The 26985-nt window shown below is 59.9% G+C and carries 25 protein-coding genes and 4 pseudogenes; 21 read left to right on the top strand and 8 right to left on the bottom strand.

Going from position 1 to position 26985, the window contains the following annotated elements:
- Positions 1-192 (top strand): annotated as a pseudogene (locus tag P0D89_RS40515) (dienelactone hydrolase); the annotation flags it as partial.
- A gap of 62 nt (positions 193-254) precedes the next feature.
- Here the strand turns inward: P0D89_RS40515 and P0D89_RS40510 are convergent.
- Both P0D89_RS40510 and P0D89_RS40505 read right to left on the bottom strand, forming a co-directional pair.
- Positions 255-1073 carry a class I SAM-dependent methyltransferase gene (locus P0D89_RS40510; RefSeq protein ID WP_408363480.1) on the bottom strand — a complete coding sequence of 273 codons (819 nt, stop codon included), beginning with the start codon at positions 1071-1073 and terminating at the stop codon, positions 255-257.
- A gap of 141 nt (positions 1074-1214) precedes the next feature.
- Positions 1215-2567, bottom strand: a complete 1353-nt coding sequence (locus P0D89_RS40505) for a dicarboxylate/amino acid:cation symporter (protein ID WP_408363478.1) — start codon at positions 2565-2567, stop codon at positions 1215-1217.
- A gap of 343 nt (positions 2568-2910) precedes the next feature.
- On the opposite strand from P0D89_RS40505, the gene P0D89_RS40500 reads away from it, so the two are divergent.
- The 5 genes from P0D89_RS40500 (at position 2911) to P0D89_RS40480 (ending at position 8726) form a co-directional block, all read left to right on the top strand.
- Positions 2911-3135, top strand: coding sequence for a sigma factor-like helix-turn-helix DNA-binding protein (locus P0D89_RS40500; RefSeq protein ID WP_408363476.1), 225 nt, complete (start codon positions 2911-2913; stop codon positions 3133-3135).
- 892 nt (positions 3136-4027) lie between these two features.
- The gene (locus P0D89_RS40495; protein ID WP_408363474.1) at positions 4028-5155 is read left to right on the top strand and encodes a sugar ABC transporter substrate-binding protein; all 1128 of its coding nucleotides are present in this window, start codon (positions 4028-4030) and stop codon (positions 5153-5155) included.
- 36 nt (positions 5156-5191) lie between these two features.
- Entirely contained in the window at positions 5192-6766 is a 1575-nt protein-coding gene (locus P0D89_RS40490) for a sugar ABC transporter ATP-binding protein (RefSeq protein WP_408363472.1), read from the top strand.
- Positions 6763-7743: an ABC transporter permease gene (locus P0D89_RS40485; RefSeq protein WP_408363470.1), complete on the top strand. Its 981-nt coding sequence runs from the start codon at positions 6763-6765 to the stop codon at positions 7741-7743. The genes P0D89_RS40490 and P0D89_RS40485 overlap by 4 nt, the downstream gene beginning before the upstream one ends.
- Positions 7740-8726, top strand: coding sequence for an ABC transporter permease (locus tag P0D89_RS40480; protein WP_132380169.1), 987 nt, complete (start codon positions 7740-7742; stop codon positions 8724-8726). Before P0D89_RS40485 ends, P0D89_RS40480 begins: the two co-directional genes overlap by 4 nt.
- Positions 8727-8868: 142 nt before the next feature.
- Here the strand turns inward: P0D89_RS40480 and P0D89_RS40475 are convergent, their stop codons facing one another.
- A complete protein-coding gene (locus P0D89_RS40475) occupies positions 8869-9243 on the bottom strand; it encodes a winged helix-turn-helix transcriptional regulator (protein WP_408363468.1) in 375 nt (124 codons plus the stop codon).
- Positions 9244-9295: 52 nt separating this feature from the next.
- Between P0D89_RS40475 and P0D89_RS40470 the strand changes: the two genes are divergently transcribed.
- Both P0D89_RS40470 and P0D89_RS40465 read left to right on the top strand, forming a co-directional pair.
- The gene (locus tag P0D89_RS40470) at positions 9296-10111 is read left to right on the top strand and encodes an SDR family NAD(P)-dependent oxidoreductase (RefSeq protein WP_408363466.1); all 816 of its coding nucleotides are present in this window, start codon (positions 9296-9298) and stop codon (positions 10109-10111) included.
- A gap of 165 nt (positions 10112-10276) precedes the next feature.
- Positions 10277-11438: pseudogene (locus P0D89_RS40465) on the top strand (IS30 family transposase).
- A 151-nt stretch (positions 11439-11589) separates the two neighbouring features.
- On the opposite strand, the gene P0D89_RS40460 reads toward P0D89_RS40465, so the two are convergent.
- Positions 11590-12699 (bottom strand): TQO small subunit DoxD, encoded by a 1110-nt coding sequence (locus P0D89_RS40460; protein ID WP_408363464.1) that lies wholly within the window; start codon positions 12697-12699, stop codon positions 11590-11592.
- Between the two features lie 339 nt (positions 12700-13038).
- Between P0D89_RS40460 and P0D89_RS40455 the strand changes: the two genes are divergently transcribed.
- The 5 genes and pseudogenes from P0D89_RS40455 to P0D89_RS40435 all read left to right on the top strand — a co-directional run.
- Positions 13039-13218, top strand: coding sequence for a hypothetical protein (locus P0D89_RS40455; protein ID WP_408363462.1), 180 nt, complete (start codon positions 13039-13041; stop codon positions 13216-13218).
- A 258-nt stretch (positions 13219-13476) separates the two neighbouring features.
- Complete coding sequence (locus tag P0D89_RS40450) at positions 13477-14247, top strand: ferredoxin--NADP reductase (RefSeq protein WP_408363460.1); 771 nt, start codon at positions 13477-13479, stop codon at positions 14245-14247.
- A 55-nt stretch (positions 14248-14302) separates the two neighbouring features.
- Complete coding sequence (locus P0D89_RS40445; RefSeq protein ID WP_408363458.1) at positions 14303-14863, top strand: DsrE family protein; 561 nt, start codon at positions 14303-14305, stop codon at positions 14861-14863.
- A gap of 115 nt (positions 14864-14978) precedes the next feature.
- Positions 14979-15968: a substrate-binding domain-containing protein gene (locus P0D89_RS40440; RefSeq protein ID WP_408363456.1), complete on the top strand. Its 990-nt coding sequence runs from the start codon at positions 14979-14981 to the stop codon at positions 15966-15968.
- Positions 15969-16052: 84 nt separating this feature from the next.
- Positions 16053-16970, top strand: a pseudogene (locus P0D89_RS40435) (LysR substrate-binding domain-containing protein); the annotation flags it as partial.
- A gap of 25 nt (positions 16971-16995) precedes the next feature.
- On the opposite strand, the gene P0D89_RS40430 reads toward P0D89_RS40435, so the two are convergent.
- A complete protein-coding gene (locus P0D89_RS40430; protein ID WP_408378330.1) occupies positions 16996-17895 on the bottom strand; it encodes a LysR family transcriptional regulator in 900 nt (299 codons plus the stop codon).
- 398 nt (positions 17896-18293) lie between these two features.
- On the opposite strand from P0D89_RS40430, the gene P0D89_RS40425 reads away from it, so the two are divergent.
- The 3 genes from P0D89_RS40425 to P0D89_RS40415 all read left to right on the top strand — a co-directional run bounded on the left by P0D89_RS40425 (position 18294) and on the right by P0D89_RS40415 (position 19405).
- On the top strand, positions 18294-18623 hold the full coding sequence (locus P0D89_RS40425; RefSeq protein ID WP_408363524.1) for a DUF4148 domain-containing protein: 330 nt from the start codon (positions 18294-18296) through the stop codon (positions 18621-18623).
- 70 nt (positions 18624-18693) lie between these two features.
- The gene (locus tag P0D89_RS40420; protein ID WP_408363452.1) at positions 18694-19017 is read left to right on the top strand and encodes a DUF4148 domain-containing protein; all 324 of its coding nucleotides are present in this window, start codon (positions 18694-18696) and stop codon (positions 19015-19017) included.
- Positions 19018-19210: 193 nt separating this feature from the next.
- Positions 19211-19405 (top strand): hypothetical protein, encoded by a 195-nt coding sequence (locus P0D89_RS40415; RefSeq protein ID WP_408363450.1) that lies wholly within the window; start codon positions 19211-19213, stop codon positions 19403-19405.
- 227 nt (positions 19406-19632) lie between these two features.
- On the opposite strand, the pseudogene P0D89_RS40410 reads toward P0D89_RS40415, so the two are convergent.
- A pseudogene (locus tag P0D89_RS40410) lies at positions 19633-20581 on the bottom strand (transposase); the annotation flags it as partial.
- Positions 20582-20674: 93 nt separating this feature from the next.
- Between P0D89_RS40410 and P0D89_RS40405 the strand changes: the two are divergent.
- Complete coding sequence (locus tag P0D89_RS40405; protein ID WP_408363448.1) at positions 20675-21628, top strand: cytochrome P450; 954 nt, start codon at positions 20675-20677, stop codon at positions 21626-21628.
- Between the two features lie 539 nt (positions 21629-22167).
- On the opposite strand, the gene P0D89_RS40400 is transcribed toward P0D89_RS40405, so the two are convergent.
- Entirely contained in the window at positions 22168-23409 is a 1242-nt protein-coding gene (locus tag P0D89_RS40400; protein ID WP_408363446.1) for a styrene monooxygenase/indole monooxygenase family protein, read from the bottom strand.
- A gap of 514 nt (positions 23410-23923) precedes the next feature.
- Entirely contained in the window at positions 23924-24226 is a 303-nt protein-coding gene (locus tag P0D89_RS40395) for a DUF4148 domain-containing protein (protein WP_408364665.1), read from the bottom strand.
- A 57-nt stretch (positions 24227-24283) separates the two neighbouring features.
- Here P0D89_RS40395 and P0D89_RS40390 point away from each other — a divergent pair, with 57 nt between their 5' ends.
- From P0D89_RS40390 to P0D89_RS40375, 4 genes are all read left to right on the top strand, one after another.
- Positions 24284-24829 (top strand): hypothetical protein, encoded by a 546-nt coding sequence (locus tag P0D89_RS40390; protein ID WP_408364663.1) that lies wholly within the window; start codon positions 24284-24286, stop codon positions 24827-24829.
- Between the two features lie 300 nt (positions 24830-25129).
- The gene (locus P0D89_RS40385) at positions 25130-25483 is read left to right on the top strand and encodes a DUF4148 domain-containing protein (RefSeq protein WP_408378327.1); all 354 of its coding nucleotides are present in this window, start codon (positions 25130-25132) and stop codon (positions 25481-25483) included.
- Positions 25484-25622: 139 nt separating this feature from the next.
- The gene (locus P0D89_RS40380) at positions 25623-26342 is read left to right on the top strand and encodes an anti-sigma factor (RefSeq protein WP_408364657.1); all 720 of its coding nucleotides are present in this window, start codon (positions 25623-25625) and stop codon (positions 26340-26342) included.
- 34 nt (positions 26343-26376) lie between these two features.
- On the top strand, positions 26377-26898 hold the full coding sequence (locus P0D89_RS40375; RefSeq protein WP_408364655.1) for a sigma-70 family RNA polymerase sigma factor: 522 nt from the start codon (positions 26377-26379) through the stop codon (positions 26896-26898).
- The last annotated feature ends 87 nt before the right edge of the window (positions 26899-26985 follow it).

Below are 26985 nucleotides of genomic sequence, written 5' to 3'. Positions count from 1 at the left end.
GAATATCATCTTGTCCCCGGCGCAGCTCACTTTGCCTTTCTTGCCCCTTGTCCCGCAGGCTTGAGCAAGGATGCCCCCGAACTCTGCGTCGACGAGAAGGGCTTCGACCGCGTCGCCTTTCACAAAGACTTCAATGAAAAAGCACTTCAGTTTTTCAACGCAATCATCCCTAAGCCGCCATTCGCGCGATGAGGCTATGGCCGTCCGAAACGGGTCGGTGACGGCCTTCAGATGCCGCGGCAATGCTGGCCCTGTCAACGCTGGGCGATGACAACGTGCGCCTGGATTTTTCCGTCGACCGGCCCCGTGCCGAATCGCTCGGCGATCGCAGTGGCGGACGCTGCCGTGGCTTCATCCATACCTGCGCCAGAACGGGCCTCGATCTCATTGCGCAAGGGCGTTCCCTGGCAATAGGCGACGGCAGGCACGTGAGCCGATGCCGCGCGGCTACGCGCCGCAATCGTCTCGAAGTGTGGCGCCGCGCTGAAGCCCCCATCCGCCAGGTCGCGTGAAATCACTTCCGGGTCGAAATAGCCGTGCGGCGTGCGCACCATGAAAAGTGGAGGATCCGCGGGGAAGAGATCAGCGAGTGCCGCCGTGACGGTATCGGCGAACTCGTTTTCCTCGATGCGATCCCAGACGTTGAACAACAGCACGCCGCCGCGCCGAAGGACGCGCCGAGCTTCGGAAAACGCACGTGCTTTGTCCGGAAAGAACATTACCCCGAACTGGCAGACGACGATGTCGAAACTCGCGTCGTCGAACGGCAGCCGGGTAGCGTCTGCCTGTTGCCAATTCACCGGCCTTGGGGTGCCGATTGCCGCGGCACGATCCAGCATCGGCTGGTTCAGGTCGGTCGCAACGAGGTCAATATGCGCGGGCAATGCATTCGCCATTGTGCGGGTCACTACGCCAGTGCCGGCGGCGGTTTCAAGCACCCGTGACGGATGGCGCACAGCTACCCTCGTCGCGAGATCCGCGGCATAGGGTTCGAAGATCAACGGAACAAGGTGACTGTCATAGAGCTCGGGGATCGAGCCGGCGAAGCGAGTGTCGATACCAAGGCTGTCCATGCGCCTCCTTCTTGCTCTTGCGGCAATGCCACATCGTGGAGATCAACAAGGTGCCATTCAGCCTGACGCACGTCGGAAAGGCGCACGCTGTCGAAAACGGCGTTCATCAGACCTTTCAGGATCACCGTGTTCGCGCGCTCCCTAGACGTTAGGCGATCGCGCTCCCGCCGTAGCGATAGGCATCCTTTCGTCCGTACGGTCAAACACCTTTTCCGGCTCGTCCGCTTCCTCTGGAGTCTCGTTGTCCAACACCCGGCGCATTCTGGGTTGGTCCAGTTCGTTGGTCCATCTGGCGACCACCAATGTAGCCACAGCATTGCCGATGAAATTCGTCAACGCGCGCGCTTCGGACATGAAGCGGTCGATACCAAGGATAAGCGCAAGACCTGCAACTGGTACATGTCCGACCGCAGACAGCGTTGCCGCAAGCACGATGAACCCGCTGCCTGTAACACCAGCAGCGCCTTTAGAGGTCAGCAGCAATACGGCTAGCAACGTAAGCTGATGCGAGACGTCCAGCGGCGTATTCGTCGCCTGGGCGATAAAGATGGCAGCCAGTGTGAGGTAGATCGACGTACCATCGAGATTGAAAGAGTATCCGGTTGGAATGACTAGTCCAACCACCGATTTCTTCGCGCCAAGATTCTCCAGCTTCACCATTACGCGAGGCAGCGCTGCTTCCGATGAGGAGGTTCCAAGAACGATAAACAGTTCTTCCTTGAGGTACTTGATCAACTTCCACACGCTGAAACCATGGAACCGGGCAATCAGTCCTAGCACGACGAAGATGAAGAAAAGGCAGGTCGCATAGAACGTAAGCATCAGCATCCCGAGGGAGAGCATGCTGCCGATGCCGTATTTGCCAATGGTAAAGGCCATGGCGCCAAAGGCGCCGATCGGCGCCACTTTCATGATGATGCCGACGATGCGGAAGAACACGTGGGAGATCTTCTCGACAAAGTCGAAGATCAGTGTGCCTCTACCGCCGAACCAGTGCAACGCGAAGCCGAACATGAGCGCGAACAACAGAACCTGAAGTATCTCGCCCTTGGCAAACGCGTCGACCACGGTCGAGGGGATGATGTTCATCAGAAATTCGGTCGTGCTCTCCAGCTTCCGCCCGCTGGTGATCGTAGCCACTGCCTTTGCGTCCAGCGTCTTCGGATCAACGTTCATGCCGGCGCCGGGCTGTACCACATTGACGATCACCAATCCGACCACCAGCGCCAGAATGCTGACGATCTCAAAATAGAGCAGCGCCAATCCCCCCGTCTTGCCCACCTTCTTCATGTCTTCCATGCCGGCGATGCCGACGACCACGGTGCAGAAGATGATGGGGGCGATGATCATCTTGATCAGTTTGATGAAGGCGTCGCCGAGCGGTTTCATCGCCTCGCCAGTGTGCGGGGCGAAAAATCCCAATGCCATACCGGCGACGATCGCGACGATTACCTGAAAATATAGTGATCTGTAAAGCGGTTTGTGCGAAGCCATTTGAACTCCAAAACGATCACTTCAGTCGTCATTCGGAACATTGTTTGACACGCCAGCGTGACCCATAAGACGACGGGCAAGCATCCCGGCACCGAACTGGGAGTGCAGTCGAGATACCTGTGCATGCTGCGCAGGTCGCGAGAGCGGCTGGCTTACCCGGCAACCTGCGAACAGATTCTGACCAAATCATCACGAAGGCTATGCTTCGCCTCCGTCCAGGACAACCGGGCAAACCCGAGCGTGCACTGCAGCAGACCGTTTAGAAACATCTGCGGTTATTCGACGCTAGCCGGCTAGATCATCGACAATCCGACAATCAACCGCATGAGGCGATATTGGGCCAATGTCCGTGAGCGAAACCGGTCGCCGGGATGGCGCGGCGCTTGAGGCACTTCCCCCGTGCCTGCGCCACGTGGCGCTCGCCCGCCACATGCACGAGCGGCGCGGCGAGGATACTGCCGCCGAGCTCGGCGTGACGGCGAGCCGCATCAGCCAGATGCACAAGCGAGCGATCGGGCGGTTGCGCGAGATGCTGGCTAAACCACTTTCGCAGGCTGCAAGACCGTAGGACTCAAGCCTGTCTATCCAAATGTATAAGCGCACGATATCTGCGGAGGACTGCAGCAACCGTTCGTAGAATGGTTTTCTTTGGGGCGTCCGTGTATCTGATTGCATGGAAGGACGCGGCTCGATTCCGCGCCCAGCAACCGCCGTGTCTCCTCGCTCGCGCGCCCCTGTCGCGAGTTTCTCCCGCCCAGCCTCGGCTGTCGCGGGCTTTTGTTATGCATGCCCACATACGTCGTCGTGCCCTCATGGTCCAGCAGACAGGGGCAGGCGGCGAACAACGCTTAACGGTAACGGAAGTTCGTCATCGGACCGCGTTCGGCCATTAGCTGCCGTTGACGCAATATGCGAAGGCGTCATTCCAACGGCCGGTTCGCTCCGAAGCCCGCCAGATGATCGAACGTGAGCAAGTCGGCCATTGCGATCTTTGGGTCGATAGCCGGGCCCGGTCGGCCGCGACCGCGTCGGCGGCTGGGTCAGTTGACGTGTGCGAAAGATCGCCCATCTGCGGCTCTCGAAATGGTCGAAGCCACCGGGCGACCGCTGAACTTCGTCAAAATGGCACCTCCATCCCCGTGCAGCGCCGCCTCCGTTCACGGCAGCCCAGTCCTTATCCACCAAGGGTTTCAGCCCGGTCGCCCGGCGCGTTGGACTCACTGGTAAACCACTATCGCGCGTGGACTGGTATGCCAGTACTGTCAGACGGGAACGCGTGTACGCATGCCCTTCTTTTCGCTTCGAGGAGGCGCCGTTGAAAAGCTCCTTCTGCAAGTCCGATCCAGTCCCGCTATAGCAACTCCGCAAGGTTCCGTGCTTCACGCACACCGTGCCGGCAGTCCACGACCAGCCATGTGCGCAGGCAATCGGTACGTCCAATCGAACAAAAAGGAGGCAACATGCTTTCAGGAATCCACGTGCTTCGAGCGGCGGCGAGCGCCGCATTGGCGCTCTGCGCAAGCGGGGCTTTCGCGCAGGCTTCGATCGTTTCAGGGCCGTCCAGCGATCCCACCTGCATGGTCCCCTGGAAGAGCGACACGAAGTTCATCAAGTATCCGAAGAAGAACGGGCCCTACCGGATCGCACTCGTGAACGGCTATATCGCGAACACCTGGCGTATCCAGATGATCAGGACGGCCAAGGCCTACACCGCGCAACCGGCCGTTGCCGCCAAGCTCAAGGAATTCAAGGTCGTCTCGACCGGAGAGGACGTTCCGGCGCAGATCTCGGCCGTCAACAACTTCATCGATGCCGGCTATGACGCCGTCATCGTGAACGCGCAGAATCCCTCCTCATTCGGCCCCGCGATCCGCCGCGCGAAGAACGCCGGTGTGGTGCTGGTCGCTTTCGACAACACGCTCGACAGCGCAGACGCGATCAACGTCAACGTCGACCAGTATGGGCTCGGCGCGCTGTGGGCCAAATGGCTCGCGGGCCACCTGCCGAACGGAGGCAAGGTGCTCGAAGTTCGCGGGGTGGCGGGCACGTCGGTTGACACGGACCGGCACAATGGTTTCACGAAAACGCTGGACGACACCGGCAAGAAGTGGAACGTCGTCCAGGTCTACGGCAAGTGGGACGACGGGGTCGCGCAAAAGGTCGCCGCCGACGCGATTGCCGTGCAGGGTCATTTCGATGGCATATCGGCGCAAGGCGGCGACACGGGCGTCGTGCGCGCGATGATCGATGCGAAACACCCGTTCGTGCCTTTCGGCGGCGAGACGGAGAACGGCTTTCGCAAGTTCTGCGCGCAGTATGGGAGCCAGGGCCTGAAGTGCACGTCGGCGGGCACCGGGCCAGCGCAGGTGGCCGTGGCGATCAAGACGGCACTCGCTGCACTGGATGGCCAGACGATTCCCGTGGCGATCAAGCTGCCGCTCGACGTCACCGACGATTCGAAGCTGAAAGCGGACGTCAACTATTTTCCGAACGACTCCGATAACTTCTTCGTCGGCAACTCGTTTCCTACCTGCGGCATCAATTTCTCTGCGCAGGAAATCATGAAGCAGAACCAGGGCAACCAGTGATCGGATGATGGCCCGCGCTGTGACCGGAGACGAAGCATGCTGCAGGATGCAGAGCAGCCGTTCTTTCAGATGTCGGGCGTGTCGAAAAGCTACGGCGGCGCCGTCGCGCTGGATCACGCCGAACTCACGGTGCGCAGAGGCCGCATTCACGCGATCCTCGGCGAGAACGGCGCGGGCAAGTCCACGTTGCTGAAGGTGATGTCCGGCGTCGTGCAGCCGGACGAGGGCACGATGCATTTCGATGGCCGGGAGGTTTCGTTCGCGTCGCCTGCCGAGGCGAACGCGGCCGGTATCGTCTGCGTGTATCAGGAACTTTCGCTGATCCCCGACTTGAGCGTGGCGGATAACATCTACGCTGCGAACCCGCCGCGACGTTTCGGGATGATCGACCGGCGGGCCCAACGCCGCCAGGCTGAGGAGGCGCTCGCGCGAGCGGGCGCCGCCGACATCAATCCGCTTGCGAAAGTCCGGGCCCTGCCGCTGTCGCGCCAGCAGATGGTCGAGCTCGCGAAGGGGCTGGCACACGCGCCGCGCATTCTGATCCTCGACGAAGCCACCTCGGCGCTGACCGCGGCCGACGTCGCGCGCGTGATCGAGGTGCTCAAGCGCCTGCGCGAAGAGGGGCTCGCGCTGCTTTTCATCTCGCACCGCATGCACGAGGTGAAGGCGCTCGCGGACGAATGCACGGTCTACCGGAACGGTCGCCATGTGATGAGCTTCGAAGCTGGCACGCGCTCCGACAATGAGGTTGTCGAAATGATGATCGGCCGGAAGTACCAGCATGCGTTTCCTGCCAAACCCGCGGCCAAACCGGCGGACCAGCCCGCGGACGCCCGCAGCACCGCGCCGGTTCTCGCCTGTCATGATCTCGCATGGAGCGACACGCTGCGGGGCATCAGCTTTTCGTTGCAGCCCGGTGAAATCCTCGGACTGGGCGGCCTCGACGGACAAGGCCAGCGCGAACTGCTGCTCGCGCTGTTTGGCGTGTTGCGCGGCTGCGCTGGCAAGATCGAGATCAACGGCAAAGCCGTGTCGATCGGGAGCCCGACGGCCGCGCGCGCCAACGAAATCGGTATGGCGCTGATACCCGAGGACCGCAAGACCGAAGGCTTGATGCTGCCGATGTCGGTACGCGAGAACCTGTCGTTTGCCGCACTCGATCGCATGTCCACCGCGGGCATAATCGATCGCGACCGCCAGCAGTCGCTCGTCGAGCAGATGATGGAGCTGCTTGCGATCAAGTCGTTCAGCGTCGACGCGCCCGTGAGCTCGCTGTCGGGCGGCAACCAGCAGAAGGTCGTCATCGCGAAGTGGCTGATGCGGCAGCCGAGGATCCTGCTGCTCAGCGACCCGACGCGTGGTATCGACGTCGGCACCAAGCAGGAACTCTACCAGCTGCTCAGGCGTCTTGCCGACGAAGGCGCCGCGATCGTCTTCTATTCGACCGACTATGACGAGCTGATCGGCTGCTGCGATCGCGTGCTCGTACTGTACGAAGGCAGGATCAAGAAGGAACTCGTCGGCTCGGCGATCACCGAGCAGAACCTGATTGCCAGTGCTCTCGACCTGCCCGTCGGACAGATTGTGCCTTCCACGGGAGTGGCGCTATGAGCGGGCTGCGTTACTGGTATGCGGAGAATCGCGGAGCGGTGTTCGCGTTCGGCCTGTTCGTGCTGATGTTCGCGATCTATCTCGTCAACTATCCGTCGGCGTTGTCGGCCAACGTATTTCAGACGGCAGCGAACAAAGCGGTACTACTCGCGCTCGTCTCGATGGGGCAGGCGCTCGTCGTGCTGACCGCCGGCATCGACCTGTCGATCGGCATGATGCTGGTGCTGACGAATTGCATCGGGTCGTGGCTCGTCACGGGCGACTCGCTGCACAGCGCGCTCGGCATCGCCGGCGTGCTCGGGGCGGGTGCGCTGTGCGGCGCGCTGAACGGCGTGATCATCATTTTCGGCCGGCTGCAGCCGATCGTGACGACGATTGCGACGGGCGCCGTCTACTACGGATTGGCGCTGCTGCTGCGCCCTGTGCCCGGCGGATCGATCAACGAGGACCTCGCCGACGCACTGACGGGCAAGGTCGCCGGCGTTCTGCCAGCGAGCTTGGCGATTCTGCTCGCCGCGATCGTGATCGTCTGGATTCCTTTCAAACGCTCGGCGATCGGGCGAGCGGCATACGCGACCGGGTCGTCCGAACCCGCGGCTTTCCTGTCCGGCATGCCGATCCGCCGCGCGAAGTTCGTGAGCTATACGCTGGCCGGCCTGCTCGCGGCAGTCGGCGGCCTGTTTCTGACGTTCTTCACGGACACCGGCGAAGCGAGCCTCGGCAGCGCGAACTCATACACGCTGTTTTCGATCGCCGCGGTAGTGATCGGCGGCGTGTCGCTGCTCGGCGGCAAGGGCAGCGCGATCGGCGCGATCTTCGGCGCATTCGCGTTCCGTTGCATCGGCGATCTGCTGTTCGTGTTCAACGTCGATGCGCTGTGGCAGCCGCTATTTCAGGGCATGATTCTTCTGCTTGCTGTCGCGATCGGCGCGTGCGGATTGTTCAGGGTGCGCAACCGTCTGGAGTGGTTTCAATGAGCCACGCTTCCGCGACCGGCCGGACCACGTTCGTGTCGAGGCTCACCCGCAGAATCGACAAGCCGATCGTGATCGCATTCGCGTGCATCGTCGCGCTGCTGCTCGTCGGCGGGATGTTTTCGCGCAACTTCACGTCGCCGGAATACATCCTGCTGCAACTGAAGGTCGGCGCATTCCTCGGCATCATTGCGACCGGCCTGATGATGGTGATCCTGCTCGGCCACATCGACCTGTCGCTGCCGTGGACGATCACCGTCGGCGCGATGATGGCGTGCGCGGTCGCGGGGCACGGCGATCTCGGGCGCGTCCTCGCGATTCCGGTCGGGATCGGTTGCGGCGTGCTGATCGGCATCGTCAACGGCATCCTCGTCGCACTGCTGCGCATTCCGTCGATGATCGCGACGCTTGCGACCAATGCGGTCGCGCAGGGCATCATGATTGTCTATACGGGCGGATCGTCGCCGCAGGATTCTGCGCCGGAGGTGATGCGCTGGCTCGCGGCGGGCTGGCTCGTACCGGGCGTGCCGAATGCCGTCGCGCTGTGGGTGGTGATCGGCGGCGCCACGATGTTCCTGCTGTCGCGCACGACCTTCGGCCGCACGCTTTACGCGATCGGCAACACCGAGCGCGCGGCGTATCTTTCTGGCATCGATACGCGGCTCGTCACGGTGACCGCCTTCGCCGTGTGCAGCGCGTTCGCCGCGTTCGGCGGCGTGCTGCTCGCGGGCTATGCGTCGAAGGCCGCACAGTCGATGGGCGATGCTTACCTGTTGCCGGCGATCGCGGCGGTCGTGCTCGGCGGCACGTCGATTCTGGGTGGACGGGGTTCATACCTGGGCACGGTGGCCGGCGCGATCCTCATCACACTGCTGCAATCGATCCTCTCGGTCGCGCAGATGCCGGAGGCGGGGCGTCAGATCATCTACGGCGTGGTGATCGCGGCGATGCTCCTGCTGTATGGGCGAAGCAAGCGAGAGGCGTAGGTCGAGCCGCTGGCCCGCCAGTCGCGCTCAATCAACGAGTGCAACCGGCCATGAATCGCCATTCGCCCGCACCTCGCTCGGACATTCAGGCGTCGGTTCCGCCCCAGGAAGCTGCCATTCAACGTCCCGTTTCTACGGGCCGTCACGCTGGGTGGCTGGTCGAAAACCTGCGCGCTGCTATCAGGACCGGCAGCAGTTGTCTTCCCATCTCTGATAATTGATATTCGATGCGCAGGGGCTTTTCATGGAAATCAACTCTCTCGACCAAGCCATCGTCCGCTAGCTCGCGGAGATGCTGGGTTAGCATTTTTTGCGAGATGCCTGGCAAGTCCCGCTTCAACTGCAAGGTGCGCATAGAAGGGTCGGCGTATAACCTGAAGAGGATCGGCAGCTTCCAGCGGCCGTGGATCATCCGTATCACTCTTGTCACGTGCGCTACCGAACCGTTCGGCCCTAGACAGGCCTCCCGTTCTTCCGGCGGAATGGGCACATAAAGGTGCGTACTTGTTTCGTCCATTATTTCCCTCTAACTTGAGACATTCCTGCAGCTTAAAAATGGGTTATGCGCAATGGACTTGCAATTGTATGGTAGGAAAGCACTGGTCACGGGAAGCAGCAAAGGGATTGGCGAGGCCATTGCGAGGAAACTCGCGCTGGAGAAGGCAACCGTCATCGTTCATGGTCGAGACAAAGCGCAGGTTGAGAAAATTGCCAATGAGATTACCGCGCAGGGCGGCCATGCCTATGCCGTGGTTGGAGATTTGACGCAGGACGACGATGTGCATCGATTGATCCAGGATGCGGAAAAGCTCGCTGGCACTATCGATATCCTGGTCAACAACGCCGGCGGCTCGGGTGGCTCAAAAGAGAGCTGGGCAAACACACAGCCCGCCTCGTGGGCGTCCGCCTATGATCGCAACGTCCTGGCTGCGCTTCGTGTCACTACGCGGCTGTTGCCTAACATGCAGCAAGCCAGATGGGGACGCGTAATCAATATTTCGAGCCTCGCCGCAACGATGGCACCACCCACGGCACCGGACTATTCGGCCTGCAAGGCGGCCATAAACGCTATGACTGTATCAATGGCAAAGGCAGTAGCCACAGACGGGGTCACCGTCAATGCCGTCTCTCCCGGCACGATACATAGTTCCGCCCTCGATAGCCGTTTCCGCGAAGTCGCTGTAGAGCGTGGCGCGGCGGATAAGGATGCCCCCTGGGAGGTCATCGAGCGTGCCGTCCTGCCGATGTTTGCTCAGGTGCCCGTCGGCCGGGTTGGTCGTCTGGATGAGATTGCGGATGCCATCGCCTTCCTTGCGAGTCCACTTGCGGGATACATCACCGGCATGAATCTGCGAATCGATGGCGGCCTATCGCCCAGTCTATAAACTCCTGATGTTTTGCCACCTAGGAACACCGCGAACACTCGACAGGCGGTTGTGCCTTGGAAGCGGTCGTTGCTCCATCCAAAGTCCGACTGGCGGCTGAGGGTGGCGGATTCAACCGGTGGATGCAACACACTGAAGACTGCGCAAGCAGTGGGAGTGTTGCAGATGAAACAGCGACGCCGGATTTATTACAGCGAGAAGCAGAAAGCGCTGATGTGGGAACGTTGGCAGAAGGGAGAATCCCTCCAGCATATTGCCCAGCTTTTTGATCGAAACCATTCGTCCGTACAACGAATTCTGGCCGAAACTGGCGGCATCCGACCGGCCCAGCGACATCGCTCCCGGCTGGCGCTAACATTGGCCGAGCGCGAGGAGATATCGAGGGCACTCGTTGCTGGCGATTCGATCCAGTCAATAGCCAGGTGCCTTTCACGGGCGCCCTCTACCATCTGCCGCGAGATCAAGCGTACAGCGGACAGGACGGCTACCGAGCAAACCATGCCGTCCAGCTTGCCTGGGATCGGGCACAGCGTCCCAAAGCCTGTAAACTGGTTGAGCACCGAACGCTGGCGCACATCGTGGCAGGCAAGCTCCAGTTGCAGTGGTCACCGCAGCAGATTGCCGGATGGCTCAGGCGTGCGTACCCGGCCAACGAGGACTACCACGTGTCCCACGAGACCATCTACCGCAGCCTCTTCATCCAGGCCCGTGGCGCCATGAAGAAGGAACTGCTGGAACATTTGCGGCGCACCCGGGCCATGCGCCGTTCGCGCCATCACACGCAGAAGACGGACGACCACGGCAGGATTCGCGACACGGTGCCGATCAGCGAACGTCCAGCTACAGTTGAAGACCGCGCGGTACCGGGACACTGGGAAGGCGATCTTCTGTGCGGCAGCGGGAGCAGCCAGATTGCGACGCTCGTCGAGCGCCAGACACGCTATGTCATGCTGGTGAAGAAAGCCAGCAAGGACAGTGAAACGGTCATCAATGCGCTCATCAAGCATGCCAGAAAATTGCCGCAGGAGCTCTACAAATCGCTGACATGGGATCGGGGAACTGAGATGGCTGGGCACAAACGCTTCACCGTCGCCACTGACATCGCTGTCTACTTCTGCGACCCACAACATCCGTGGCAGCGTGGGTCGAATGAGAACACGAATGGACTATTGAGCGTCAGTACTTCCCGAAAGGTACCGACCTGTCGGTGTATTCACAGGCCAAACTCAACGCCGTAGCGAGACGCCTTAATGAACGTCCCAGGAAGACTCTGAATTGCGAAACGCCCGCCGAACGATTCCAGCAAACTATTGCATCCACTGGTTGAATCCGCCGTTCCTAACCCGACCAAAGTGAGCAATCTTGGCGAGCGTCCGCTTTGACCGTCGTCGAACGGCAGTGCACGACCCCACTCCGGCCGCTGGATCCCGCGCCTCCTTAGCAGCAACTTGACGACTGGTGGCGATCGATCGGTCCCATCAATGCACGACCTCTGATGCGTCTTGCAGAGATGTCGAAAAGACGCGTCCATCGACATCCGTCAGTTGCAGTGTGCGTGCACTGCCGATCGCGCCAGTATGAACAGGCGGCGCAGGCAATGTGACCGTCGAAGCGGCGCCCATCGCTGCGCGCAGGCCGAATGGACCGGGCCCGAATTTGTTATAGGCATAGTCGTTGTTGAACGCAGTCCTCGGCATCTTCGAGAGCGCTTCGGCGTTCCATTGCGCGACTGGCGTCTTGTTCGCGTCGAGCAGCGCGACCCCGACGACATGCACTGGCGCTTCAGGCGTCCCGGCATCCAGAGCGACGTGAAAGCGCACGCTTCCATCAGCCAGGATAGTTGCGTTGTCCAATGTCAGGTGATGGACGGTAGGGCTTATTGGGCCGCTATGAAACGGCGTCACGACTGAGCCGCGATAGTAGCTGTACGTCCCGACGTTGAACACGACCACAAAGCTCAATACCGCGAGCGCGAGGTTGCGAAAACCGGTATCGGAAAGCGGGAGGGCCTTGCTGCCGGAAGCCCATTGAAACCAACCGCTGTCAGCGCGTTGTGGTTTGTTGCGCAGCAGGACGTTGTCCAGCGACCACGCGCCGCTGCCACCCAACATCAACGTCGCGCCCATCGCGAGATTGCAGGCCGCCATCGTCCATTCGTCGATGCACGTTGCCCCTTGCCAGCCGAACATCAGCATGAGCATGACGGAAAAGCCCATTGAAGCGAGCGCCGCGGCGCGCGTAAAGAGGCCCGCCATCAGCATGAGCCCGACGATCAGTTCGGCGGCACTAAAGAGAATCACGCCGGCATACAGCAGATAGAAGTGATGCAGCATGAAGCTGATCACGTAATTCATACCGAGCAGGGCTCCCGGCATCGCCGTCTGGAACTTGTTGGCCATCCAGTGGGCGGCATGCGGATTGAGCTTGCCGGGCGCATAAATGAATCGCCTCGACCCGCCTCCCCAATAGATAAAGCCCTGAATGGCACGGACCGACATGAGGGAAATGGCTGAAATGCGCCACGTGCGCTTGTCCTGTTCGGTCATGGCGCGTTCGCGACTGGCCGCACCGAATGCAATTGAACTCATGGAAGAACCTCTGAAGTGAATATGCGTCGTCTGACTGGAGGTTCGCAGCCCGTTCCGGCGGCGATCACGGATCGACCAATCATCGCTGTGCAGCGTATAGAAGTAGGGGCTTCCACGAAAATACATTAATGGCATTGGCGCCATAATTTTTTTATATGTAATTTAACGACATTGAATTCTTATATTTTACTTTCAGAATGCACATATATACGCAACGCATGGCAGAGATATCACTATTGTATTTTTCTTGAATCACCCGCTTCCCTACACTGGGTCCATGCACTCCCGTCGATTGATCGATCGCAACGGGCTGCATCCAACCAACTGAAAGGACCGAAAATGAGCAAGCTCGTCCACTCCGGCGCCCCTGTCGCATTGACGCTCGCGGAATTGCTGTTGTGTTCGGCGGCACATGCGGATAAACAGGACGCAGTTGCGTCGCAGCCGCAGATTACCCTGACTCAGCCCGCGCTCGCCGACCCCGCCGTCCGGCAACCCCAGGGGTTGACGCGCAAGTAGGTCTACAACCAGCTGGTTCGGGGAGAGAAAGACGGCTTGCTGGCACGCCTCGATGCCACGGTGTACGAGGGATCGTGACCGTATGAGGATATTCATGCATGCATCAATGCGCAGTCTTTTCCGATATCGAGTGACGGTGCATTGACTTTACCCGTTCCGCAAGGAATAAACCCATAACGCCGGAGTTGTACGCGGCAAGGCGGCCACACAGGCCTGCCTCGCGCGATCGCCTGCCGGCGTTCGTCACACATTGCTACCATGAGCAACCTGAATGCGCAAACCGTACTGTCCGTTCGCCACTGGACGGACACACTTTTCAGCTTTACCTGCACGCGCGATCCGTCGTTTCGCTTTGAAAACGGCCAGTTCACCATGGTGGGTCTTGAAATCGACGGCAGGCCGTTGACGCGTGCTTATAGCATTGCAAGCGCGAACTATGAAGAAGAGCTGGAGTTCTTCAGCATCAAGGTTCCGGACGGCCCGCTCACGTCGCGGCTGCAACATCTGAAGAGCGGCGATCCGCTACTGATTGGCCGCAAACCGACGGGCACACTGATCGTCGATAACCTGCTGCCCGGCCGGGTCTTATGGCTTCTGTCCACCGGCACCGGCCTCGCGCCGTTCATGAGCGTGATTCGCGATCCGGCCGTATACGAACGCTACGATCGTATCGTGCTGACCCATACCTGTCGGCACGCGCGTGAACTCGCCTATCGCGGCTACGTCATGGCGGTGCTGCCTCAACACGAATTCCTGGGTGAGCCGGTTCGCGAGCAACTGATCTATTACCCGACGGTCACTCGCGAGCCGTTTCTCAACCGCGGCCGCATTACCGATCTGATCGAAACGGGAACGCTATTCGCGGACACCGGACTGCCGTCATTTTCGCCCGAACGCGACCGGATCATGTTGTGCGGCAGTTCCGCGATGCTGCGCGATACGCGTGCCTTGCTCGATGCACGTGGTTTCGAGGAGGGGAGCCAATCTGCCCCGGGACACTACGTGGTCGAGCGCGCCTTCGTTTCATGACCGGGTCGGCCGGTTTTATTTACTTTCGACGCCACTTCGTTAAGAGAATTGACCCATGAACAAAATCAGAACGTTTCTTGCTGCCTTGGCGGTCGCACTCGCGTCGGCCTCGGCCCACGCCGCGCCGGCGGATCCGGCCGGCTTTTGGACGACACCCACAATTCAGAACTATGGCAAGATGCACAATTTGCCCGACAGCGCGTTCAAACCACAGCCGGGGCACACCTACAAGGTGGTCTTTGCAATGACACAGGCGGCTGCACAGCCGGACAAGGTCAACCCGGCCCTGGATCATGTTGCGCGCACGGTCAATCTTTATGCGGCTTCAGGCGTGCCATTGGCAAAGCTCAAGTTCGTTGCAGTTGCTTATGGCGCAGCGACGCCGCTTGCGCTCGACGATGCCCACTACCGGGAAGCGTACGGCGTGCCCAACCCCAATCTCCCGCTGATTGTCCAGCTCAAGAAGGCCGGTGTGACGATCGCGGTATGCGGGCAGGCAGTGGCCGAGCATCATTTCCAGTATGACTGGATCAGTGCGAATGTCACGCTCGCGCTGTCCGCCCTGACCACAATCACGACGCTCCAGCAGCAGGGTTACGCGCTGATGCCGCTGTAAGTGCCCATTCGTCGCACCTGGGTCAGTGCGAACTGTCCCACGGTACCCGCATCACTCTTTATAATATGGTGTGCGTAACATGTTTACCTTTAACCGAAAAACTCTCGCTGCATGCATGATGGGGGTCATTGGGACGCTCTTCATCGGGTCCGCTTATGCCGAGGGCGACCCGGCCGCCGGTACCGCAGGGACCGCGCATAGCCAGGACGTCTATCCACCGTGGCAACACGGCGCGAACAACGACAGTCCAGTGCGCGGTCTGTCTTTCACCGAACCCGACGCCGACAATCTTGCCGATTTCCATGGTGACCCGGTTCACCCGGCGCTGGTGCTCTATGTCGGCGGCAACTACTTCTTTGCGATGGCACCGCTCGTGCAGGCATTCGAGGCGCGTTACCCGCAGTACAAAGGCCATGTCTACTGGGAGACGATTCCTCCAGGCCTGCTGGTGAAGCAGATGGAAAGCAGCGGCACGGTCACGGTCGGCAACATGACCTGGACTGTCCCAGCCGACGTGTATCTCGCGGGACTGAAGGCCGTGCAGAAGCAGATCGACACCGGACGTCTGCAGGCGCCGGCGGTGCCGTACGTGACAAACACGCTGACCATCATGGTGCCTTCGGGCAATCCCGCTCATATCGCGGGACTCGCGGATCTCGGCAAACCGGACATCAGGCTGGCGATGCCGAATCCCGCATTCGAAGGGATCGCACGGCAGATCAAGGCGTCGCTCGAACGTACGGGCGGCGACACGCTGGAGAACGAAGTCTACGGCACCAAAGTCGCCGACGGGTCGACCGTGCTGACGCATATCCATCACCGGCAGACGCCGCTGTGGATCATGCAGGGCAAGGCGCAAGCAGGTGTCACATGGCAGTCCGAGGCGATGTTCGAGGAACAGGCCGGTCATCCCATCAGTCACGTGGACATTCCGGTCGCCGACAACACGACGGCGATCTATGCGGGCGCCATGACAACACATGCGCCTCACGCCGAGGCGGCCCGACGCTGGCTGGACTTTATCCGCTCGCCCGAAGGGCTCACGATCTTCGAACGGTACGGGTTCAAGCCCTACCAGGCCAACGCCAACGCAAACGCCGGCTGAACGCGCGGACCATCCGCTTGCATCGCATGCTGGGTGTCCTCGGTCGACCCGCATGCGCCCATCTTCCAGTCGGGGGACCGCTGCGTGAACCTGCATCAATTCCGTTTCGTACGCGAGGCGGTTCGTCAGAACCTCAATCTGACTGCCGTCGCGAAAGCCCTCTACACGTCACAGCCCGGCATCTCAAAGTCGATCATCGAACTCGAAGACGAACTGGGCGTCGAGATCTTTACGCGCCACGGCAAGCGGCTGAGTGCCATCACCGACCAGGGCAAACTGGTTGTTGCGGCAGCCGAGCGGATTCTTCGCGAGGTCGAAGCCCTGAAACGCGTCGGCGCGGATTACGTGGCTCAGGATCAGGGTGAACTGATTATCGCGGCCACCCATACGTACGCCCGCTATTTGCTCCCTAACGCTATCGTACTGTTCAGGGCGCGCTTTCCAAAGGTCGTAGTTTCGATCCTGCAAGGCTCGGCCAGCCAGGTGTCAGAGATGCTCCGCAGCGCCGAAGCTGACCTCGTGCTGACGCCAGGGGATCTGTCCGGCGACGAGAAGCTGCTGACGCTGCCTTGCACGATCTCGCGTCCCGTTGCCGTAGTGCCTGCCGGTCACCCTCTTGCCGCACAGGCGCGGCTCGAATCTGACGACCTCGCACGGTTCCCGCTGATCGTCGACGATGACATGTTCGGGCGACATGAGATCTTCAGGCACGGTAACGGCATACCGGATGTCGCGCTGCGCGCGGCCGACGCCGAGATGGTAAAGACCTACGTCGAGCTGGGGCTAGGTGTCGGTATCGTCGAGGACATCGCTTTCGACATGGAACGTGATCGCAGCTTGCGCGCGTTACCCTTCGAACACGCGCCCGGCTCACACACTGCCTATGTCGCGTTCAGACGCGATGCTTGCATGCGAAGTTACGTGCATACGCTAGTAGAACTGCTGTGCCCGATGTCTTCGCGGGAACACCCTGAGCAGGCCATACGAAACGCGGACGCCACCGCGGCAGGCCTCGCGGCCAACAACGTCAGCGCGCTGCGGCATCCGCTGCGACCCGCGCCAGCACCAGGTCGAAAAAACCCTGCGTACTCGGCGATAGCGACCGCCCCTTGAGCCACACCATGTGCAGCGAGCGCTCGATGCGAAGATCGTCCACTTCGAGCACCGTCAGCTCGCCACGGCGCAACTCGTCCTTCACACTGAGCAGCGAAACGTAAGCGATGGCGTGTTGGGCAAGCAGCATCCGCTTGATGGCTTCGGTGTCGCTGACGGACATTAGTGGGTCAATTTGCAGACCAATATGCCCGTAAGCCTCCTCGACAACCGCACGCGTGCCCGAACCGGGCTCACGCAGAATGACCGTATGCGCAGTCAGATCGCGCGACGATAGCTTCTGCCCGGCACGTGGATGTTCGGCCGCGACGACCGCGGCGATTTCGTCGGCGCCGATCGGACGGGAATGCAGAATCGTGTTATCGAATGGCCCCTCGATGAAGCCGAGTGCGAAGGCATGGTTGCGCAAACCGGCTTCGACCTGCTCGGTATTGGTAACCGTCAGGTCGATCGCGACCTGAGGGTGGCTCGCGTTGAATCGCGCGATCATCTCCGGCACGAGATACACGCCGACCGTCGCGCTGGCGCCTATCTTTACATGCCCGGCGCTGAGACCGGCCAGTTCCCGCAGTTCCCATTCCGCCGAGTCGGCAAGCGAGAAGATCTGCTCGGCATAGCGGAACAGCATCGACCCCGGGTCCGTCAGTGCGACCCCTCTCGGCAGCCGGTCGAACAGCACAAGTCCAAGCCGTTCCTCCAGTTCCCTGATTTCCCGCGTGACCGCCGGCTGGCTCACGCGCAGACGTTCGGCCCCCGCGCTAACGCTGCCCGCGCGCGCGACCTCGAAAAACGCCAATAGATGAGTAAAGTTCATCGCAACTGTAATTTCCGGAAACTGCGCATGCGCTGGACCACGCCACACATGTCGTACCTGTCGCGAAGCCTTCCTTCGCACTGCGTTTGGAGGCACAACCCTGCGTTCACCTTTCAGTGGCATGAGTTACTGATATGGATCGTATCCCAACAATATATTTTATTTCTGTCTTCCTCGTGAATACGATGTGTACATGGAGGCGCCAGACAAGATCTGCACATGCAACCCCGGCTCACGCAGACTTGCGCCACGAGCGCGGCAGACGAGCATCGCCCCTGGCAGTCCCTGCTGGGAATAGAGTCAGGTTTTCTGTGTTCACCATGATGTAGCCAGTGCCTATTTCTTAATCATTAATTTAGGAGTTCGAAATGAACAAGCGTTTTGTGCTGAGCCTTTCCATGATCCTGCTCGCCTCGGCAGGCATCGCTTCCAGCGCGTCCGCCCAGGAGAAGACCCGCGCGGAAGTCCGTCAGGAACTGATCCAGGCAGAAAACAACGGCCTGCGTTTCGTGACCGACACGTCGTACCCCGACGTCAACCCGGTCTTTGCGCAACAGGCAGCCCAGCTCAAGCAGCAAAGCGAAAGCGGCACGGGTGCCGGCATGTCGGGTTCGAGCGCCGCCGGCCAGCGAGAAGCGGCAGGCAAAGCCGGCACCGGTCAAAGTCATGCGGCTATTCCTTCCTGCGTCGGACCGGTCAGCTTTTGTACGCCGTATTTTGGCGGCTGACGCAGCAACATGTCGCGCACGCCAACCGATTGCCCAGTACCACCCATCATTCATTGAAGGCGATCAAGTCATGAAGACGCTTATTTGCCTGACGCTCGTCGTCAGCGCGCTCGCGAGCCCGGCACTGACCTTCGCGCAAGCCACATCCGGCCGGTTGACCCGTGCGCAGGTGCGCGCGGATCTCATCCATGTCGAACAGGCGGGCTATAACCCCTCGGCAGGCGACGATCCGGACTATCCCGCCGACATCCAGGCCGCCGAAGCAAAAATTGCGAAACAGGATGGTGCCCGGCTCGCGGCCGACGCCGTGGGCGGTATCGCGGAGGCCGGTTCCTCGCAGACAGGTCGGGCGGCAAATGCAATTTCGCCCCGTTCCCTGTATGCCGGGCATTGACAATGTGTCAGTCCATTTGGGTCGTGTCCGGCAACGCACAGTGGGCAGAGCAGAGGCACGCCAGCAGCTGGTGTCTGCCGGCATGACGAGCGACGCACCCGCTGCGACAATCTCGATATTTCGTCCGCTTTTGCTGACTGACGCGTTCACAGTGACTTGCCGGCTTGTGCAGCCAAGCTACCGCGAGAAATCGATGGAAGACCTGATAAGTCGCGCGATTTACCACCCGCTCGTCGCGCTTCCGACATTCTATCTGACGGATCTGATGTGTAACGTCGACTACAGCCTGTTCGGTGCCCTTCTGGTGTTGGCAGCCGGATCAACGTTCCGGCTGGTGCGGCTTTCAAGCAGATGGTATCGCCGCAACAGAAGAGAATCCGGAAACTGATATCCCTGGCACCACCCGTGGCACTGACGTTTCGTCATGTGAGTCGCAAACTATTGTTCGCGGGTGCCGGCCAGGCACGCACGCTTGGATGTCCGCCCTCAGTAAGCTGCCGATGAGCTGCCGCGGGGTCCAATGGCCGGAGTGGGTGGCGGCTGGTGAAGTGCGGGAACACAAGCGTCAAATCACAACCGCACATATTGCACAGGCTCAACAACTCCATGCGGGCGTCACGCCCGCATCGCCTTCATAAGCGTTTCTGAACCGGGTAGCTTGATCACCCGCTTCATGTCGTACGCGAGCACATGTAAGCTCATCTCCGTGCTCACACGCTCGATGGTTCTTGTCAGGAAATGGGTTACGCCCATCCACGCCTTGATCGTGCCGAATGGATGCTCGACAGTCTGCCGCCGGATTCGCATCATCTCAGGGGCATGATCAAGTCGCGCCTGCATCTCTTCGAGCACGGCTTCGTGCTCCCAGCGTGTCACCCGGCGTTGCGGACCCGGCGTGCGGACCTCTTTAAGGGAACATTGCTGGCAATTCGAATTGCAACACTTACTGAGTTTCAGGCCGCGCTCAACGGTCGAGAATCGCCGGATGAGCCGCTCGCTTGCCTGACATCGATATTCGTTCGTCTGTGGGTCGTAAATGAAATCGTCCTTGCTGAAGCGGCCATGAGCGGTTGCGCTTGATGTCACTGTCTTCGGTACAAATGCGGTGATTCCAGCCTCATTGCATGCGAGTATCTCTTCGCTCTTGTAGTAGCCGCGATCTGCAATTGCGGTGAGCTTGTCGACACCCATCTCTGTACAGGCAAGCTTCGCCATCGACGTCAACTGATCACGATGCCGTCATTGGTAACGACGTGCGCGACGATCAGATGGTGCTTCGCGTCAACCGCCGTCTGGACGTTGTAGCCGACGACTCCCGTTCCTCGTGTCTTCATCGAACGGGCATCCGGATCCGTGAGCGATACCTGACCGTCAGGTGCCGCGTTGAGTTGGATCTCGATCTCCTTGAGGCCTCGCATCTATTCCTTCACGCAATCTTGTCCTGCAGTCGCTCTGTCCTGGCCTTCGCGATTGCAGGCTCCTGACGATTCGCTGTGTCCATCGCCGCGCGATAGCGAGCGATTCTTGACTCGATGTCGCGCATGCGCCGTTCGAGCCTGGCGCTGGCCACGGAAGTTTTCCAGCTAGTTGTCGCCTCGACGTTTTGAATTCAGGCTGCTTTTAATTCCTGGTTACGGGGTCGTCGAATGTCTTTCTTATGATGAATCCCCCCGCGCATACGCGGCTGCGGGCACTGCTGATGAAGGCGTTCAGTGCGAAACAAATCAAATTGCTGCAAGGCATTTCGCAGTCTGTCGCCGACGAGCTGATCGACGCGTTGCCGGCGGACGAGCCGTTCGACCTCATGTCCGAATTTGCGGTAACAATGCCAATCAGGATCATATGCAGGATGATGGATCTGTGCGTCGAAGATGCGCTGATGCTCGGTGCCGAAGTCGGCCAAGTGGCTGAGTCGCTCGAACCAGCGCCGCTTAGCGCGGACCGACTCGCCCGCGCAAACCGGGCGGCCCGCAACCTTGAGGCCTTTTTCAAGGACGTCGTCGCGGCGCGCCGCGGAAAGCCAGGCACGGACATGATCTCGACATTGTTGTCGGTGAATGACGAGGGAGAGACGCTCAGTGAAAATGAAATCATTTCAAATGGGATCTTGCTCTTCGCCGCGGGTCACGAAACCACGTCAAACGCGATCGGCAATGCGCTAATTGCTTTGCATCGGCATTCTGACCAGTTGGACCAACTGAGGGCACGTCCCGAACTAGTGCCGCGAGCTGTCAGCGAGTGCTTGCGCTATGACAGTTCGGCGCAGATCGTGCAGCGTGTGGCGCTCGAGGACACGGAGATCGACGGCGTCACATTGCCCAAGGGCACGTTCGTGCTTCTGTCACTTGGCGCCGCAAATCGCGACCCGGCGCAATTCGACGAGCCAGACAGGCTGATCATTCAGCGAGCCCAAAGTACAAGCCGCTCAATTATGTTCGGCGCAGGCTTTCGCTACTGTCTCGGCGCGCGTCTTGCAATGCTCGAACTGGAAAGCGCGTTGGGAACGATACTACGGCGGATCCCCAAGCTGTGCCTGACGAATCTTGAGAGTCTGCAATGGCATCCGCGCAACACGCTGCGGGGTGTGATTTCTCTCAGGGGAATACGTTGAGGTGACTGAGCGAATTAAGCGCGGTCCAGCGAGAGTAGTAGTCTCCCCGTGACGATGCACCCCGCTGGCGGTGAGGTCACCAGCGGGAAAGAATCTGGCTATGGGCCGCAGGACAACCACACTGTACTCGCCACATGCAAGCTGCGCCAGCCCCACCACGGGCCAGTTCAAAAGCGACCGATTACCTCCGCGATCTGTTTGAACGGAACGGGTTCTGTTGAAATAAGACGGTCCGCTATGATGTGCGGAACAATATGAACGACTGGAGGGGGCCCGCAGCGAAGCTGGCTGCAGAACGTCCGCTATCGGACTGTCGAACGGCTGCTGCGGGTCCGACCACTGCCTTCCGCATCGGGCAGCAGTCGGTCACGAAGGGCCGTTCGCCTGCATCGTTGCTCGGAGATTGGGGCGTCCGGTCCTCCTACTTTACGGCCGTTTGAATGCGACGATGCAAGTCGATCATCGGCCGTTGAGGACATTCACGGCAGATAGCGGATGTGCATCCAGCGCGCAATAGTGCTCTGGCCCATGATTGCCCCTTAGGCCGTTGTCATTGCGGAAAGATTACTCGACACAAACTTTTCGCACGCTTGCGCGTCCAGCCACCATGGGAACAATGCCGGGGGATGGTCGAAACCGTTGGCGATGGCGCTCGCGAGCGGCGGACATTGCCCTGCCGTACCGAGCAGCTTCAATATGTGCGGCGGGGGCGAACACAAAAGCGAGTTCGTCCACGAGACGACCCACCGTGCGTAGTCCCAGTACCGTTCGAATGTCTGCTCCATCCATTCGCGGCTGAACGGCTGATCGCCGCGATGCAAAATGGCTTCAAGATAGACACGACATGCTTTAGCAGCGCTGTTGGACCCCTGTCCCGTGATCGGGTCGTGGACTACGACGGCGTCGCCGAGACCCAGCACCAGCTTGCCGGAAGGTAACGTGAGCACTGGCTTGCGGACGGTTGGAGCAAAGGTGCCGGCCAGGATACCGTTCGGGTCGGTCAAATCCACATGGCGCGCGCGACCGGCCTCCCATGGCAGATACGTATCAAGAATCCTTTTACTTTGTGCGAGGTGCGCCTGAGGAGTCTTGACGTCTGCCCAGCAGTCCATCGGGCCGCCAGGCACACCCTCGAAGACCATGATGTCGCAGGGACCGCTGGTCGTGAGAGATGGGAACACGAAGTACTCGCCGACCCCCGGTATTAAATTGAACGCGACGCGCGAATAGTCAGCAGGCGGCTCGAGCCCTCTCACATACGTAAGCGCCAATGCACGCATCGGTTTGTGGAACGCGCTGCGCGTTGCGTCCCGCTCGAACAAACGAACGACCTCGCCCTTACCGGCGGCGAGAATCACCAGATCGTTGTCTTCAGCCAGCTCCTCGAGTTTCGCAACACCTACCTCCTCGATAAGGAGCTTGCCGCGCTGTTCCACCTCTTGCATCCAGACCGGTAGTTTCACTCGATAATCGACAGACTGCGCGTATCGTTCGAGCCTTGCGCTCCAGTCTATAAGTTTGGCTCCCTGCTCTTCCGGATGCGGCACCGTCAGTCCAATGCCTTCGACGGGGGGACAGTCCTTTTCCCAATGATTGAGCCCGAGATCGCGTTCGATCTGGAGCGCCGCGTCGAACATGCATTGACTTGACATGACCCGGCCGGCTCGAATGTCATCCGGCGTCCGATTCGTCACCACGCTGACTTCATAGCCTTCACCGAGCAGTGCGAGGGCGAGAGAAAGACCCGCCTGCCCGCCGCCGACGATTGCAATTTTCCGCATTAAATTCCTCCTGATGTCGCGTGTGCCGGCGCAGCCACCACCGGTTGCCGAGTCTGATCCACAATCCCGTCGTGTGCGATTCCGGGCCCATGGCATGAGGATGCAAGGGCCGCGAGGTAATATTCTGCAAATTTCATGGATCTTGCTTTCAGCTTGCGCTGTCATATCTTGGCGACGTTCGGAATAACAGCGTCGCGCTCCGATGATAGGCGTGAGAGGTGACTGGAAACTGACCGGTTCATTACCCTTCTGAAATGCACGCTATTTGTGGTTTGCGTACCGTTGCAGTAAACAACGCATCGTGCGTGAAGCTAGCCGACTGGCGTCAAAATAGGAAAGCGGACTTCCATGAGTGACGGGTTGCGCCTCAACCAGAATGTCAGGTGGCATCGGCGGATTCAATTGCACGACGCGCTCGCGGCAGCACGCGTTGCAGTCGGGCGCCAGCATGTTGCGGTTGGCAGTACTCATGCTGAGCGCCCTTTAGCCCCAATAGCCTTGGACGATTGCAGACCTAGCCGTTTGTCGCCGAGTTGCCGGCCGTGGAGTTCGCAGGCAGACAGTCCCTGGCGTACTCGGCGTTCATACGGTTTCGGGCGTCGCTGATGTCGGGGGAATAGTTGTCGATCGCAGGCCGGTAGCCAAACGATTCCAGCTCTGCCAGTTCGCGAGCCACATCCGCCTTCGACGGCGTGCCTTGCGTCTGCTTGAACGGATAGCTATTGCACTCATCAGGGGTGAGGTGCCTGGATGCTAAGGCAAACGAACTAACGACCATCAAGGCCAGCGGTATCAGGCGCACGACTGCTGCTTTCATGATTGTCTTCCTCCATATTAAGTAATCGAACCAGCCACCGATCATTCGAGAGCCCCAGTGGATTTTGAACGAGGCTTCATTTTGGCGAACACAGAGGCCCTCCATTTATTCCCGCGCCGAGAAGAACGGCAGCACTGCGCCGGTCTCGAGAACGCCAACACGGTCATTTCAACTGTGCCCATTGCCCTGCCGCCGCAGACTGCTGTTACCTATGTGCGGAATGCGGTGCCGGAAGGTTATCGTACGCAGAACCTGCAGACGCTCGGCCTGGCTGGTCAGAGTGCCCACATTGCACTGATTTCGGTGGGATCGGGCAAGCAGCGGGACGCCGGAAATGCACCTACAACTATCGCGTTGTTCGACCAGGGGCTCGTGCAGGTTCTCCAGGCCGCTACCGGCGTGCAACCGAAGCAGGCCTATGTGCTGGGCATCGCTGTACTCAGTGAACGGAAGCTCCGTATGCTGAACGACCCGGGCCCCCTGTCTGACGGTGAACGATGGTTCTACCTCCTCACGCCGGGGCTCCCAGCTGGAACTTGTATTCCCGCCCGGATCGAAGTAGCCGACGACTGCCAGGAGAACGCGCCGTTCGAAGACATCTGACCCGGGATAGAGCTGTCGCGCCTCAGCCAATTGTTGCCGCAATCATGCGGAGCGGGATTTCAGGGCGCGTCGCAAAAGGAATAGCTGGCTGGCTACCAGCGGATAGCAAATAACCCATTCGGGGCCCGGATATTCCACCATGCCGGCGAAATATTTCGGCAAGTAGGTCTGGAATATCGATGTAGCCGCTGTGTTCGTGGAAGTGAAGCAACTGCAAATATCGTCGATGTGATGCATATCAGTTGCCTAAATACCTAACTAAATCGGATACATTTTTCCATGAACTTGGGAGTACACGTCATGAACACCGTTTCGAAAATCTTCCTTTGCGCTGTGACCCTGTGCGCGCCGGCAGTTACTTTCGCGCATTCGGAGGACACGATCACACGGGCGCAAGTTCGCGAAGAACTCGTGCAACTGGAGCGTGCGGGATACAACCCGGCCACCGGTGAGGATCCTCACTACCCGGATGACATCCAGGCCGCGGAAGCGAAGGTGGCTGCCAACGCTTCGGCCGCGCAAACCAGTCAAGCGGTCGGCGGAGTTCCGATGGGCTCCCATGTCGAAGCTGGATCGCCGCGCCGTACTGCCAGTTCCAAACCGGACGACTGCGTCGGCCCGGTCAGCTTCTGCAATATCTTCTCCGGGGGCTGATCGATGCGTCCGAATCACCGCACCGGGCGGATGCTCCCCCGGTGCAGTGCCGCTATCCGCCTTCATCTCGGAATCAGCGCCGCTTCCGTTTGTTGGTATTGATGTAGGCGGCCTGTTTGCCGCGTCGAGGATGAACAGCATGGCGCCCAATGATAGAGCGTTGGAACGTCCACTTAACGAATCAGATATTCACGCATACGTGGACGGAACGCTACCTGATGACAGAGCGTTGCTTGTGGTGGACTACCTTAGATCAGAACCCGGCGAGGCCCGGCGCGCTGGCTTCTATGCCCGGCTCAACACGCTGTTGCGCGAGGTTGGCTCACAGGCTGATGAGACCGGATCGAATCGCATGCGCGCCCAGTGCACCCGAGTTTCGCGCGCAAGGGCGGGGCGCCGTATGGCGCGTGCTATAGCCGTTCTTGTAATGGCACTCACGGGACTCGTGGGGTGGATCGCTGCGACACGCGTCAACCCGGAGCAGATGGACGCAGCGGTAACTATGGCGCTTAAGGGAGCGGAAGGTGAACGCTGGGCGGCGGCACAGACAGTGTATATCTCAGGCATCGGGGCACCGGACTTCACCGACGCTGGATTGCGTCTTGTCGGTCGACGCTCAATGAACATCGGATTGTTCACCCGTGTGGATTCTTTTATCTATCTGAACGCTCAAAACGAGCCCTTGATATACGCGTCAACCCTCGCAATGTACCGGTTCGTCCAAAACCCCTGGATAGCTCATCGAGTCGGAACTGCGCGACTCCTCACGTGGCGTAGCGGCTGGAGTCGTTATGTCATTGCCGGTGAGGCGCGCACTCGAGGCTTAATGCTTGCCGCCAACTCGACCGCTAAAAAGTAGCCTTGCAGACAGTCTGGAGCCACGAGGAAATGAGATGGAATTTCGCGACCAACTCGTTGAACAGGTGCCGCGGTTGCGACGGTATGCCAGAGCGTTAATGAGCAACCGTGAGCACGCCGATGATCTCGTCCAGGACACGCTCGAGAGGGCGCTGTCCAAGACCGAATTTTTTGAAAAAGGCACGGATCTGCGTGCTTGGCTTTTTACGGTCATGCACAACCTATACGTGAACACGATCCGGAAGGCTTCGATGCGGGCGATGCATGTCGGCATCGAGGATGAAGGCGTAGCCGAGAGGGACGAAATGGCGGTCACACCAAATCCGGCCGGATCGCTTGAATTGCGCGATCTCGACTTCGCCCTGCAGCAACTGCCGCTCGACCTGCGGGAGGTCGTTTTGCTCGTCGGTCTTGAAGAAATGAGCTACTCGGACGTAGCGCTCACGCTCGACATCCCGATCGGCACTGTCATGTCGCGTCTGTCGCGTGGTCGGGAGCGGTTGCGTTCGCTGATGTCGGGGAAGGTCCCGGCTGCAAGACTCAAGGTGGTGCAATGAATACGCGCGGCACAAAAATTGAAGATGATGACTTTCATGCCTATGTGGACGGCGTTCTTCCAGAATACCGTCGCGAAACCATTGAGT

It is taken from the genome of Paraburkholderia sp. RL18-085-BIA-A (genome assembly GCF_046027075.1).
In the GTDB taxonomy this organism is placed as follows: Bacteria; Pseudomonadota; Gammaproteobacteria; order Burkholderiales; family Burkholderiaceae; genus Paraburkholderia.
The sequence above is the reverse complement of the archived record's forward strand: the minus strand, read 5'-3'. Positions and strand labels throughout refer to the sequence as shown.